Below are 13529 nucleotides of genomic sequence, written 5' to 3'. Positions count from 1 at the left end.
TCATATTAGGGCAAGCTTTCGTTCATTAAACTTCTCCATATTGGTGACGAATAAACAACTGCAACCGTGTAATTGTTTCTCACTAATTTCAAAATTTTACTCTTCGCATTTCGCTGTACCAACTCAAAGCCATTGAGATTATTAGTTTTTATTTTGGGTTCAGTAATTGCTAAGAGATATGAATGAATTAATGTGATTTACGGCTAAAGGAAAATTGAATGAGACCAGAAACCCGAACTAAGCTCTTCAGCGCTGTTAAAAAGAAGACCTTCTTGGGCGTATTATTAGCCATGAGTGCAGGTCATAGTTACGCAGTTGAAGATCCAGACCAGCCAAAAGCGACTGAAACAGAACAAACAGCCGTCAAGGTTCAAGCAACCGAAAATGAAAAACAGCAAGTAAAGGAAAATGCTGCTGAGCTTAAGCCTGCAATGATCACTATTCCGCAAGAAAAGCTATTTGAAGTTATCACTGCACGTGCGAAAAAATTAGCCTCTGAGCCGTATGTAGCGCCTAAAGAATTAGAGCTTGAAGCATTAACTAGCATTGGTTATCAAGACTACCGTGCAATCCGTTTTCGTACTGAGCAAGCAATTTGGAAAGATCAAAGCCTGTATGAAGTGCAGTTATTCCACCCTGGCTTTTTATATCGCTCACCGGTGGCGATTAATACCCTTGAACAAAATGCTGAAGTAAAAAGTTTACCTTTTAAAACAGATTACTATCGTTACGATGCAACCGCTGCTCCGTTAGAGCAAGAGATCAGCACCGCTATTGCTAATACACAACTTGGCCATGCAGGTTTTCGTTTACACTTTCCACTGAACAACAACCAGTACAAAGACGAAGTAGCTGTGTTCCAAGGTGCTTCATATTTTCGTTTAGTTGGCCCGCACCAAGTATATGGTCTGTCAGCGCGTGGTCTTGCGGTTGATACAGCACTCAGTTCAGGTGAAGAATTCCCCGTGTTCAAAGAGTTCTGGTTAGTAAAACCGGCACCCGAAGATACCACTATCGTGCTCTATGCATTATTAGATAGCCCATCAGTGTCGGGAGCCTATCGTTTTGAATTAACGCCTTCGACCAACACTGAAGTGAAAACTCAAATGCAAATTTTTGCCCGCAAAGACATCAAAAAGCTCGGCATTGCCCCGCTAACAAGTATGTTCTATCACGGTGAAAATAGTACTAAGTTTTTTGATGATTACCGCCCTGAAGTACATGACTCTGACGGCCTTTTAATGCAATCAGAGCAAGGTCAATGGGTTTGGCGCGCACTGAATAACCCGAAGAAGCTAAGTGTCACTTCATTTAGCTACGAGAACCCGAAAGGCTTTGGTCTTGCACAGCGAGACCGTGATTTTAATAACTACCTTGATACTGAGGCCCATTATCACAATCGTCCAAGCATGTGGATTGAGCCACTGGGTAACTGGGGTAAAGGACGTGTTGAGTTAGTTGAGATCCCAACAGATACAGAAACCAACGACAATATTGTTAGCTATTGGGTGCCAGAGCAGCCAATGAAAGCCGGTGACAACTTAAGCTTTAGTTACAAGCTTTCAACTTTCAATGCCACGCTTGCAACTCAAGATAAAGCGAGTGTGTTAAGAACCCGAATTGGTAGTGCTGCACTTCCGGGTGAGAAGAATCCGCCACCGAAAAGTCATCGTCAATTTACCGTAGATTTTAGTGGTGAAACCATTAATCAACTATCCGCTAATTTTGCCATGATGGCCGATTTAACCCTGTCTTCAGGTCAAGTAAGCGATAAAACGGTACAGCAGTTACCAAACAATCAAGGATGGCGCGTAGCCTTTAAAGTGGCGCCAGAGGGAGATAAGCCAGTTGATATGCGCTTATCGTTAAAACTACGTGATAAAGAAATCAGCGAGGTATGGAGCTATGTCTGGTATCCAAACGACGTCCAATAGTAAAGCATTAGAAGCAACAGCAATGCCTTTTAAGAAAACCCGCGCTTGGCTTTTTTCGAGCCTAGCGCTCACCATTACCGCCTATGGCGTGTGGATCATGTTCGATATTTTAAATTCTAACGGCATGACACCGCTTGAGTACGCTTTACTAGCATTATTTACAGTCACCTTCGCGTGGATTGTTACAGCCTTTTGTAGTGGCTGTATGGGCTTCATCCTGCAATTATTTCGTATTGACCCGTTGACCTTAAAACGTCAAAAACCAATCGAGATTGATCAGCATGCCTTAAGCCAAACTAAAACAGCCATTGTTATGCCTATCTATAACGAGGATACCGAGCGTGTAATTGCCGGTTTTGAGGTTAGCCTTCGCTCGCTGGCAAAAACAGGGCAAATGCCACATTACGACTTTTACTTGCTCAGTGATACGCAAGACCCTGAAATTGCTCGTAATGAACTTAAAGCATGGAATGCTCTTACTAAGCGTTTAGGTGATTTAGCAGCGCATACTTTTTATCGTCGCCGCGAAGACAACAAACACCGTAAAGTAGGTAACTTAACCGACTTTTGTGAGCGTTGGGGCAGCCAGTACGATCACATGATTGTGCTTGATGCCGATAGCATTATGACCGGTCAGTGTATGCTTGAGCTAACTTCTAGCATGATCAGCAATCCAAAATCAGGCTTGATCCAAACAATCCCGATCCCGGTTCGCCAAGACACGTTTTTTGGTCGCTTTTTACAGTTTGCATCGATTTTATATAGCCCAATGTTGGCAACCGGTTCTGCTTTTTGGCAAACAAACCAAGCAAACTACTGGGGTCACAATGCGATTATTCGCGTTGAAGCATTCACAAAATGCTGCGGCCTGCCGGTTTTAAAAGGCAATGCCCCATTTGGTGGTGAAATTTTAAGTCATGACTTTGTTGAAGCTTCACTGCTACACCGAAGTGGTTGGGATGTGTTGCTGCTTAGCGATGTTGAAGGTAGCTACGAAGAAGTGCCAAGTAACATTCTCGATTACGCGATTCGTGATAGACGTTGGGTGCAAGGAAATATCCAGCATTTAGGTTTATTGCCTAAATCAGGCCTTAAGCTAATGAGTAAAATGCACTTTTTATTCGGTGCTACGGCGTATATCTCATCGTTAATTTGGTTATCGATGCTGGCATTAAGTACCTTAGATGCAGTGACTCGGGCACTAAATAGCGACGTGTACTTTAACCATGCTTATCAGCTTTTCCCAACCTGGCAAATTGCCAAAACGGATTTAATTGATTCGTTGTTATTTATTACTGCCGTGCTGCTGTTACTGCCTAAATTAATGGGTGTTATTGTGACTTTAGTACACCGTAATAAAGCCTTTGGTGGCACGATGAAGCTAATTGCAGGTTCACTCATCGAAACGGTTTTTGCCATTGTAATTGCGCCGCTAATGATGGTATTCCATAGCTATTTTGTCGTGTGCGTATTTTTAGGTAAAAAAGTTAGCTGGGATGCACAGCCTCGTGAAGGCAGAATGGTGCCGTGGAAAGAAGCGATTGGTTATACGCTATTTTCGACTATTACTGCGATTATTTGGGGCTCGGTTGCTTACTATTACACACCGACCTTCTTCTGGTGGTTATCACCTATTTTAGTGGGCCTTATTTTAGCAGCGCCAATTGTACGCTACTCAAGCAGCATCGGCTTAGGTGTTAAAATGCGTAAAATGGGTTTATTTTTATGCCCAAGTGAAGTTGAAAACGATGATACCTTAGCGGCACTTCGTGTACATCAACAAGAGATTGGTTTGCCTAAAGATGAGCACGCTGACTTTAGTGTGCCAGCATTGCCTAATGAATACCCTACGGTAATGCCAATTCAAAGCTTTAAGGCACCTTCGGGTAAAAAGCGTAAGCAAGTACGCCTTGCCCAGCAACGCATTAAGGCAAAACTATTTGCCAAAAGCTAAACGAAAAAAAACCGCTCAATGAGCGGTTTTTTCATCTATGTCTGTATGGTTGTTACAGAAGGCCTAGCTTTTTAAGTTCAGCTGTTGCCATTTTGCCTGAAAGTGGCACATAACCATCTTTCTCAACAATTTTTTGACCGTCTACAGAAAGAACCATTTTTAAGAACTCTGCATCAATTGGTGCAAGAGGCTTGTTAGGGTGCTTGTTCACATAAACGTATAAGAAACGAGATAGTGGGTATTTACCTGTTGCTACGTTTTCTAATGTCGCATCAACAAAGTTATCGCCTTTCTTAGCAAGTGGTACTGTACGTACACCTGATGTTTTATAACCGATACCTGAGTAACCAATCGCATTCACTGAAGAAGAGATTGACTGTACTACAGATGCAGAACCAGGTTGTTCGTTTACGTTGTTACGGAAGTCACCTTTACAAAGTGCTTTCTTCTTGAAGTAACCGTAAGTACCCGATACTGAGTTACGACCGTAAAGTTGGATATCTTTTGCAGCCCAATCGCCTTCAAGACCTACTTCGCTCCAACGGTTAACTTCTGCTTCAGCACCACATTTACGTGTAGAAGAGAAAATCGCATCAACTTGGTCAATACGTAAACCTTTGATTGGGTTGTCTTTATGTACGAATACAGCTAGAGCATCGATTGCAACGCGTACTTCAGTTGGCTTGTAGCCGTAACGTTTTTCGAAAGCTTCGATTTCTTTTGACTTCATACGACGGCTCATTGGGCCGAAGTTTGCTGTACCTTCAGTTAATGCTGGAGGAGCAGTTGAAGAACCCGCTGCTTGGATTTGGATGTTTACGTTTGGATAGAAGCGTTTGTACTCTTCTGCCCAGAACGTCATCATGTTAGCAAGAGTGTCAGAACCAACAGATGAGAAATTACCAGAGATACCACTTGTTTTAGTGTACTCAGGCATATCTTTATCAACTGCAGCTGCTTGTGCTGATACAAATGTTGTTACAGCCACACCCATTGCGGCAACGAGATTTTTGAATTTCATAGGGGTTACTCCGATTTGTTCGTCCCATTTCCTAACTGCGGTCTACTCTAATGACACTAGATGACAGTTAGATTACCCTTAAATGACATTTTTATGACTTTGCCGTTTTTTTAATATTATCTGTTATACGCACGACTTTTTCGCTACCAAATGCGAACGCAAAGGTCGAGCCTTGTCCTAATTTACTGCTGATATCTAAACGACTGTCATGCCTTGTAAGTACATGTTTTGTAATCGCTAAACCTAATCCAGACCCACCTGTTGTGCGGCTACGCGCTTTATCAACGCGATAAAAACGCTCGGTTAAACGGTTAATATGTTCAGCAGCAATACCATCACCATTATCAGTCACACTAAACGCGGCTTGGTTATTTTTAAGCTGCCAATCAACTACAATCTTGCCACCAGGCTTGGTGTAATGGATGGCGTTAAACACAAGATTAGAAAAGGCACTTCGTAATTCGTCTTCAGCCCCTTTAATATCTAAACTTGCATCAACATTAAAGATAAGCTCATGACCTTTATCTTGGTTTAATGACTGTGCTTCGGTTTGAATATAGGTAAGTAGCTGCGGCACATTAACCGGCTTATCGTTATCTTGACGACGTGCTCCCTCAATACGCGATAGCGAGAGTAATTGATTAACCAAACTGTCCATACGCTTACATTGTTCAAGCATGGTTGTTTGCGCTTTTTGCCACATTGCAGGAGGTGGTAAGCTATCTGAATCAAGCATTTCTAAGTAGCCTGTCACCACCGTAAGTGGTGTTCTCAGCTCATGAGAAACATTGGCCACAAAATCTTTGCGCATCTGCTCAAGTTGCTTTAAGCGAGTAACATCACGTACCACCATCATCAACTGCGAACTTGCATAGGGCATCACACGAAACTCTAACGTTTGATCGTAGCTGTGGCCACCATCAAGCTCGAGCGGTTCATCGAAACAGGCTTTATGCATGTACTTAGCAAACTTAGGATCGCGAATAAGATTATCTAAGCGCTGTCCATGATCAGTCGGCCATTTTAAGCCTAATACCTTTAACGCCAGTTGGTTACACCAAATGATGCTGAGATCTTTTTGTAACACCACCACCGCATCAGGCACAGCTTCGGCACCATCACGAAAACGGCGAATTAAGTCAGCCAGCTCATTGCGTTTTTTACGGTTGCGATGTTGTAAATGATAGATCCCTTCGAAGACTTGTTCCCACGCTCCCTCACCTTCCGGTGGATTAAAACTACGTTGATTTAGGAGCCAATCGCTGAGACGATATAATTGATGATAATGCCAAATTAGAAGTGCAAAAGAGCCTAAAAATAAAAGCAAAAAAGGCGCACCTACAAGTACGCCAACTAATAACAAGGGTAAGAAATACATAAACAGGCGTTTTGCTAACGCCTGTTTATTCACTACTCGATACATACACTCACTTTACCTTAAGTATGTAAATTAGCTTGTTAAGGTCATTCCAATGACACTTATAATTTACTTGAAAAACGATAGCCAGCACCGCGAACTGTTTGTACTAAACGGTCATGTCCTAATGGTGCAATCGCTTTACGCAGACGACGAATATGTACATCAACTGTACGGTCTTCTACATATACATTTGTTCCCCATACATGATCAAGTAATTGTTCACGGCTGTAAACACGTTCTGGATGAGTCATGAAGAAATGCAGTAATCTAAATTCTGTAGGACCCATATCTAATTCACTCCCTTCTGAGGTTACACGGTGTGAAATAGGGTCAAGGCGTAAACCATGTACTTCAATGGCTTCTTCTAATGAGGTTGGCGAAACACGGCGAATTACCGCTTTGATACGTGCCATTAATTCTTTTGGAGAAAATGGTTTTGTTACGTAGTCATCAGCACCTACTTCAAGGCCGCGCACTTTATCTTCTTCTTCACCGCGAGCTGTCAGCATGATGATAGGAATTTGACGAGTGTATTCGCTTTGCTTAAACTTCTTAGCAATTTGAATACCGCTACCACCAGGTAACATCCAATCTAATAAAACCATATCTGGGTATGGCTCTACCATAGCTTCAATTGCAGAGTCATAATCTTCTGCTTCAATTGCTTGAAAACCATTTTGCTCTAGAACAAAAACCAGCATCTCTCTGATAGGCGCTTCGTCATCGACGACTAGTACTTTACGTGACATTCCAATTTATCTCTTTCGTTAGCGAACTGGTTTCATTATTATGACTAAGTATGACATTTTTATGAAAGTCTAACGAGTAATTCAAAAAGCGCAAAAAAATCAATGCAAAAATAGCCAGTTTTTACGCTTTAATAGTGAATTTTAGATTAAAAGTCATACCTTAAAGTGACTGCCACGTGATCTTCATCAGTATTATTATCTAGTGAAAATTGCGTATACCACATATACATACGTGCTTGTTTTGACAGGCTTCGTTCAACCCCAACAGAGGTACCACTGCCCGAATCTTTCAACTTACCAAAGCTACCATCGGTATCTTGATATTGCGCTAATAATTTATATTTATCTATTTTGTAAGTTGCACTCACTAAATAGCCATCTTCTTTGTCAGAACCTGTGACTTTTTCACTTTGTTGATACATACCGCCTACCGTCAAATCGCCTAATTTACCTTGCGCCGTAAATCGCGTTGTATCGTAGCCGGCTACTTTACTGTCGTGGGCAACACTTACAAAGTAGGGCGCATTTTTAAATTTACTATCGCCATACATAAAGGCCGCAGAGATACCGGTTTCTTCATCTTGTTTAGAGTTATCTTCAGCAATATAGGTGACCACAAATTGCATATTGCCGACAATAGGCGAGCTATAATGAACCACATCGCCGAGGCGATTTTCACCGTTAAACAAAGCTTTAATGTCACCATTAAAGTCGTTCATTAAATCAATTTTACCTTGCGATACTTTTAATGCCGTATCATGACGGCCAAGCACCACCTGACCATAGTTACCTTGTAAGCCAACGTATTGATTACGCGCGGTAATATTTTCTTCTGTTTTCCCATCGCTATCTTGATCAGCCGCATTTACTGCAAATTCAAACTTATATACGGCTTTTAACCCATCACTTATTTCACCGCTACCTTTAATACCCATACGTGAGTTGTAGCTTTCAACAGACGTTTTACTGCCCTCCCCGGTGTCGCTATTGGCAATCCCTAAATGGGCCCGACCATACACATCTACGGCTTCGGCAACACTATGAAAAGAAATAAAGCACATTGCAAAGCTCGACAACATCATGGCAGGTTTGTTCATGGTAGCGATCCTTAATTTAAGCAGTAACTTAAAAATCGAACATAAAGGGCTTTTGGTCAAGGCAAGGTGGCTATATTTCACACAAAAATCACGGATCACTGATCTACTAACCAAATCAGATCAGGATCAGGTTTTTACTAAGTTGATCAGCCCGAGATCAGTATTTTACTTAGAGAATAAGATAACTTGTTGATTTAATGTTAAGGGGATCAGTATTTAGTTTAAAAGCTGAGCAAAGAAAAGCCGATGATCAGTGCGTAACTAGTAAAATAATGATCCGTGAAAGCGAAGGTTAGTAAAACACTGATCCTGGAAAGCACGAGTAAGTAAATCGCTGATCCGCCTTGATCAAGGTATAAAAAAACCGGCATGTAAGCCGGCTTTTTCAATTTTTTATCAATTACTTGATTTGTGGATCAAGTTCACCTGATAAATATTTAAGGTGCATATCATCTAAAGAGATAGGCTTGATCTTAGCTGCTTGACCCGCAGTACCAAAGGCTTCGTAACGAGCAACACAGATCTCAGTCATTGCTTTCGTTGCTTCTGCTAAGTATTTACGTGGATCGAAGTTAGCTGGGTTTAAAGCTAAGTGACGACGAATTGCACCTGTTGATGCTAAACGAAGATCGGTATCGATATTTACTTTACGAACACCGTACTTAATACCTTCGATGATCTGCTCTACTGGTACACCATACGTTTCAGGGATTTCACCACCGTATTGGTTGATCACTTCTAACCACTCTTGTGGCACAGAAGACGAACCATGCATTACTAAGTGCGTGTTAGGGATACGCGCGTGGATTTCTTTAATGCGATCAATCGCTAAGATATCGTCTGTTGGTGGACGTGTGAATTTGTAGGCACCATGTGATGTACCACAAGCAATAGCAAGTGCATCAACTTTAGTTTTACGAACGAAATCAGCTGCTTCTTCAGGATCTGTTAGCATTTGATCCGTAGACAATTTACCTTCTGCACCTACGCCATCTTCTTCACCTGCTTCACCTGTTTCAAGTGAACCTAAAACACCTAGCTCGCCTTCAACAGACACACCACAAGCATGTGCCATTTCAACTGTTTGACGTGTTACATCAACATTATATTCGTAGCTTGAAGGGGTTTTACCATCAGACATTAATGAGCCATCCATCATTACTGATGAAAAGCCTAACTGGATTGAGCGCTGACATACACCTGGTGAAGTACCGTGGTCTTGGTGCATTACAACTGGAATATGAGGCCATTCTTCAACGGCTGCTAAAATCATATGACGAATAAAAGGGGCACCAGCATAGGCACGTGCGCCTGCTGAACCTTGTACAATTACCGGGCTGTTTGTTTTGTCAGCCGCTTCCATAATTGCGCGCATTTGCTCTTGGTTATTAACGTTAAACGCAGGTACGCCGTAACCATTTTCAGCTGCATGATCAAGAAGTTGTCGCATACTGATTAAAGCCATTTGGTATTCTCCAAATTGTATCGACAGTAGTTTCCTACTATCTAGTTTGAACGGATAAGTTATTTTTTGATGCATCACTGCATCACGAAAAGCTCGCGCCTACCGTAACAGCTGTAAATAAAACGAGGGTGAGAGGTATTTTATTAACAGCTGAACCAGCGTAATTACTTAATAACTACGCTGGTATACGCACTAATTACTTAGCGCGTTCTTCAAGCATAGCAACTGCTGGTAATTTTTTCCCTTCTAAAAATTCAAGGAAAGCACCACCACCTGTTGAAATGTAAGAAACTTTATCGGCAATGCCGTATTTATCAATCGCTGCAAGCGTATCACCGCCACCAGCAATCGAGAATGCACTTGAATTAGCAATCGCATCAGCAATAGCACGTGTGCCGTTACCAAATTGGTCAAATTCAAATACACCTACTGGGCCATTCCATACAACGGTACCCGCATTAGCAATGATTTTTGCTAATTGGTTTGCTGTATCAGGACCAATATCGAAGATCATGTCTTCGTCTGTTACTTCATTCACATCTTTTAGTGTTGCCACTGCAGATTCTGAGAACTCATTACCTACAACAACATCAGTCGGTACCGGAATTTCACCGTTATTAGCTTTTGCTGCAGCACTTAATTTGTTTGCTTCATCAATTAAATCAGCTTCAAATAAAGATTTACCTACCGGGTAACCTGCTGCTGCGATGAAGGTATTCGCGATACCACCACCTGTTACAAGTTGGTCAACCACTTTAGAAAGTGAATCAAGTACAGTTAACTTAGTTGATACTTTAGAGCCACCAACGATAGCAACTAAAGGACGAGCTGGGTTATCAAGCGCTTTACCTAATGCGTCTAGCTCTGCCGCAAGTAGTGGACCTGCACATGCAACATCAGCAAATAAACCCACACCGTGAGTAGATGCTTGTGCACGGTGAGCCGTACCAAATGCGTCCATTACGTAAACATCACATAGGGCAGCAAGCTTTTTAGACAGTGCTTCGTCGTTTTTCTTTTCGCCAACGTTAAAACGTACGTTTTCGAAAACAACCACTTCTTTATCAGCAACGTCTACGCCTTCTAGGTAGTCTTTTTCAAGACGAACTGTTTGCTCAAGAGCATCATTTAAATAATTAACCACAGGGGCAAGTGAAAACGCTTCATCATATTCCCCTTCCGTAGGGCGGCCAAGGTGTGACATCACCATTACTTTAGCGCCTTTTTCTAACGCTAATTTAATAGTTGGTAATGCTGCACGAATACGTGCATCAGAGGTCACTTTACCTTCTTTTACAGGCACATTTAAATCTTCACGAATTAACACGCGTTTGCCGTTTAAATCTAAATCTGCCATTTTAATGACCGACATGGACTTCTCCTTAGTTAACGATACTAATATTATATTTATAAATTATTGGCTTACAGCCATCATCGCACGCGCAGTGTCGAGCATACGATTCGCAAAGCCCCACTCATTATCGCACCACACTAACAACTTTATCAGTCGTTTATGACTAACACGTGTCTGAGTGCCATCTATGATACAAGAATGTGGGTCATGATTAAAATCTACCGATACCAATGGCTCTTCAGTGTAACTTAAAATACCGTCAAGGCGGTCTTTTGCAGCTAACTTAAGTGCTTGATTGACAGTCGCTAAATTCACATCAGTATTCACTGTTACACTTAAATCCATCGCCGTCACGTTGATAGTGGGTACCCTAACAGCAATGGCTTCAAAGCGACTATGAAACTTAGGCAAAATACGCTCAATACCACGAGCAAGCTTTGTATCTACCGGAATAATAGACTGGCTTGCAGCGCGAGTACGACGTAAATCATGATGATACGCATCGATGACTTGCTGATCATGCATCGAGGCATGAATCGTCGTAATGGCCCCAGATTCAATCGAAAATGCGTCATCTAACACTTTAATCACTGGTACAATGCAGTTTGTGGTACATGAACCATTTGAAACAATCGTATGTTCAGCTTTTAATTCATCATCGTTAATACCATACACAATTGTGGCATCAACATCTGCATCTGCAGGCTGCGAAAACAATACTTTTTTCGCACCAGCGTTTAAATGTAGCTCAGCATGTTCACGTGAGTGATACACCCCAGTACATTCAAGAACCACATCAACATCAAGTGTTTGCCAAGGCAGTTCTGCTGGGTTTTCTTCTGCAAACAAAGCAATAGAGTCATTAGCAACCGTTAAAGTATCTTCGCCAAGATTAACAGGGAATGAAAAGCGGCCGTGAGATGTATCGTATTTAAGGAGATGGGCAATGCCCTTAGGGTCGGCTAATTCGTTAATAGCGACAATTTTGATTTGATCTTCAAGCCCTGATTCATACAGAGCACGGACGATGTTGCGCCCGATTCGACCAAAACCATTAATTGCAAGTTTGATTGCCATGAAGAAGAAAATCCACTCTATTTGCTTGCAGATAAAGGCAGCTGCCTTTTAGATGGCGGTATTGTAATCGACCTTTGAAGTTTTTATAAGAGGTCAGCCAAAATAAAAATTGCTTAGTATGTTTTAGATGGCGCAGTTTTGGTAATCGACCTTACACATTATTATAAGAGGTCAAGTGAAATAAAAGTTGCTTAGCATGTTTTAGATGGCGCAGTTTTGGTAATCGACCTTACACATTTTTATAAGAGAGCAAGGTAAATAAAACTACTTAAACAACTCTCGATGACACAGTTTTGGTAATCGACCTTACACTTTTTTATATGAGAGCAAAGTTAATGCAACTGCCATAGCAACTTCTGTCCTCTTTATTCCTTTATAGCCAGCGACGAACAGATTTTTGGTATTGCAGGTATGCTAACCCAAACTTCTCTGCCATAAACGTTTCTTCTGGCATAATTTGAAATCGGTTCATATAAAGAATAAATACCGGCAACATAATAAAACTCGCAATATTACCAAGATAAATTCCCCAACCAACTAGCATTAGTAACATACCAACATACATTGGGTTACGGCTAATTTGATAAACACCACTTGTAACAAGACTCGCTGACTTTTCTGGAATTCGAGGATCAACGGTCGTGCCTTGCTTACGAAATTGATAAACCCCTAATAAAGCAAACATCACACCTGAAAATGCTATGAGTAGTGCTACAAAAGATGATGCAAAAAACGAGAAGCTAAAACTCATAAACAAGTCAGCTGTGCCCCACATCATCAACGCAATGATCAACAGCAGCACAACTGGGGGCACTTTTAATTCTAACTGATTCACACCAGCTCCCCTACTTTCAATGCCTTACCTCGACTAATTTGATGACACTGTGCTAAGAATAACTCGGCCGTTGCCATCGCATCAGTGAGGGCATGGTGCGAGCTATAATGCGGTAAGTTGTAGCGCTTACGGCATTCGCTAAGTGTTAAATCATCGTGGCCGATTTCGTGGCCTTGCTGGTGCAGGCGTTTTTTTTCAATAACAAAGGTATCAAGAATTAATCGCGCCTTTGCATCTAACCCAAGCGTCCTGCAGGCCTGTTTTAAAAACCCCCAATCAAGTGCCGCGTTATGAAACACTAAAATGCACTCACCAAAATGCTGATGCAGCTTGCCAAGAATAGTTTCGAGGCTTTCACCTGTATCTATGTCTTGTTTTGCAATACCATGATAAATCGGACTTTGTTCTAAGCTTTGCACGTCTTTATTTATTAAGTGCTGTGCACCGCTGAGCTTAATGCATTGATCTTCTATCATTACCCACGCCACCGAGACAATTTCGTGCTGGCGAGGATCAAGGCCCGTTAATTCCATGTCTATCACTACGTAGCGCTCTTTATAGGCATCGGCTGCCAAGAGTTGCTTGCGCGCTAAATACCGACTTAACCAGCGTTTAACCATACC

General features: G+C 41.8%; 11 protein-coding genes. 2 read left to right on the top strand and 9 right to left on the bottom strand.

All coding sequences use genetic code 11. The features are described 5' to 3' along the window. Window positions 1-218: 218 nt before the first annotated feature. A complete protein-coding gene (locus NH153_RS09745) occupies window positions 219-1934 on the top strand; it encodes an OpgD/OpgG family glucan biosynthesis protein (protein WP_063703266.1) in 1716 nt (571 codons plus the stop codon). Continuing rightward, window positions 1906-3888 (top strand): glucans biosynthesis glucosyltransferase MdoH, encoded by a 1983-nt coding sequence (mdoH, locus tag NH153_RS09740; RefSeq protein ID WP_063703265.1) that lies wholly within the window; start codon window positions 1906-1908, stop codon window positions 3886-3888. Before NH153_RS09745 ends, mdoH begins: the two co-directional genes overlap by 29 nt. A 52-nt stretch (window positions 3889-3940) precedes the next feature. Here the strand turns inward: mdoH and NH153_RS09735 are convergent, their stop codons facing one another. The 9 genes from NH153_RS09735 to NH153_RS09690 form a co-directional block, all read right to left on the bottom strand. Next, window positions 3941-4909, bottom strand: a complete 969-nt coding sequence (locus tag NH153_RS09735; protein ID WP_063703264.1) for a PstS family phosphate ABC transporter substrate-binding protein — start codon at window positions 4907-4909, stop codon at window positions 3941-3943. Between the two features lie 91 nt (window positions 4910-5000). Next, window positions 5001-6332, bottom strand: a complete 1332-nt coding sequence (gene phoR / locus NH153_RS09730; RefSeq protein WP_063703263.1) for a phosphate regulon sensor histidine kinase PhoR — start codon at window positions 6330-6332, stop codon at window positions 5001-5003. 56 nt (window positions 6333-6388) lie between these two features. Continuing rightward, the gene (gene phoB / locus NH153_RS09725; RefSeq protein ID WP_036970740.1) at window positions 6389-7078 is read right to left on the bottom strand and encodes a phosphate regulon transcriptional regulator PhoB; all 690 of its coding nucleotides are present in this window, start codon (window positions 7076-7078) and stop codon (window positions 6389-6391) included. Window positions 7079-7224: 146 nt separating this feature from the next. Next, window positions 7225-8175, bottom strand: a complete 951-nt coding sequence (locus NH153_RS09720; protein ID WP_063703262.1) for a porin — start codon at window positions 8173-8175, stop codon at window positions 7225-7227. A gap of 400 nt (window positions 8176-8575) precedes the next feature. Continuing rightward, window positions 8576-9640, bottom strand: coding sequence for a class II fructose-bisphosphate aldolase (gene fba / locus NH153_RS09710; protein ID WP_063703260.1), 1065 nt, complete (start codon window positions 9638-9640; stop codon window positions 8576-8578). Window positions 9641-9836: 196 nt separating this feature from the next. After that, the gene (locus NH153_RS09705; protein WP_063703259.1) at window positions 9837-11012 is read right to left on the bottom strand and encodes a phosphoglycerate kinase; all 1176 of its coding nucleotides are present in this window, start codon (window positions 11010-11012) and stop codon (window positions 9837-9839) included. Window positions 11013-11054: 42 nt separating this feature from the next. Continuing rightward, window positions 11055-12071: an erythrose-4-phosphate dehydrogenase gene (gene epd, locus NH153_RS09700; protein ID WP_063703258.1), complete on the bottom strand. Its 1017-nt coding sequence runs from the start codon at window positions 12069-12071 to the stop codon at window positions 11055-11057. A gap of 373 nt (window positions 12072-12444) precedes the next feature. Continuing rightward, on the bottom strand, window positions 12445-12906 hold the full coding sequence (locus tag NH153_RS09695) for a methyltransferase family protein (protein ID WP_063703257.1): 462 nt from the start codon (window positions 12904-12906) through the stop codon (window positions 12445-12447). Further along, window positions 12903-13526 (bottom strand): 3'-5' exonuclease, encoded by a 624-nt coding sequence (locus tag NH153_RS09690; protein WP_054560884.1) that lies wholly within the window; start codon window positions 13524-13526, stop codon window positions 12903-12905. The genes NH153_RS09695 and NH153_RS09690 overlap by 4 nt, the downstream gene beginning before the upstream one ends. Window positions 13527-13529 lie beyond the last annotated feature (3 nt).

Origin of the sequence: Pseudoalteromonas gelatinilytica, assembly GCF_001641615.1 — a bacterium.
In the GTDB taxonomy this organism is placed as follows: Bacteria; Pseudomonadota; Gammaproteobacteria; order Enterobacterales; family Alteromonadaceae; genus Pseudoalteromonas; species Pseudoalteromonas gelatinilytica.
Note: the sequence above shows the minus strand (reverse complement) of the source record. Positions and strands in the feature narration are given on the sequence as shown.

Coding starts and splice junctions, on each gene's coding strand:
- NH153_RS09745 (WP_063703266.1), top strand. CDS start 219: ATGAGACCAGAAACCCGAACTAAGCTCTTCAGCGCTGTTAAAAAGAAG.
- mdoH (WP_063703265.1), top strand. CDS start 1,906: ATGTCTGGTATCCAAACGACGTCCAATAGTAAAGCATTAGAAGCAACA.
- NH153_RS09735 (WP_063703264.1), bottom strand. CDS start 4,909: ATGAAATTCAAAAATCTCGTTGCCGCAATGGGTGTGGCTGTAACAACA.
- phoR (WP_063703263.1), bottom strand. CDS start 6,332: ATGTATCGAGTAGTGAATAAACAGGCGTTAGCAAAACGCCTGTTTATG.
- phoB (WP_036970740.1), bottom strand. CDS start 7,078: ATGTCACGTAAAGTACTAGTCGTCGATGACGAAGCGCCTATCAGAGAG.
- NH153_RS09720 (WP_063703262.1), bottom strand. CDS start 8,175: ATGAACAAACCTGCCATGATGTTGTCGAGCTTTGCAATGTGCTTTATT.
- fba (WP_063703260.1), bottom strand. CDS start 9,640: ATGGCTTTAATCAGTATGCGACAACTTCTTGATCATGCAGCTGAAAAT.
- NH153_RS09705 (WP_063703259.1), bottom strand. CDS start 11,012: ATGTCGGTCATTAAAATGGCAGATTTAGATTTAAACGGCAAACGCGTG.
- epd (WP_063703258.1), bottom strand. CDS start 12,071: ATGGCAATCAAACTTGCAATTAATGGTTTTGGTCGAATCGGGCGCAAC.
- NH153_RS09690 (WP_054560884.1), bottom strand. CDS start 13,526: ATGGTTAAACGCTGGTTAAGTCGGTATTTAGCGCGCAAGCAACTCTTG.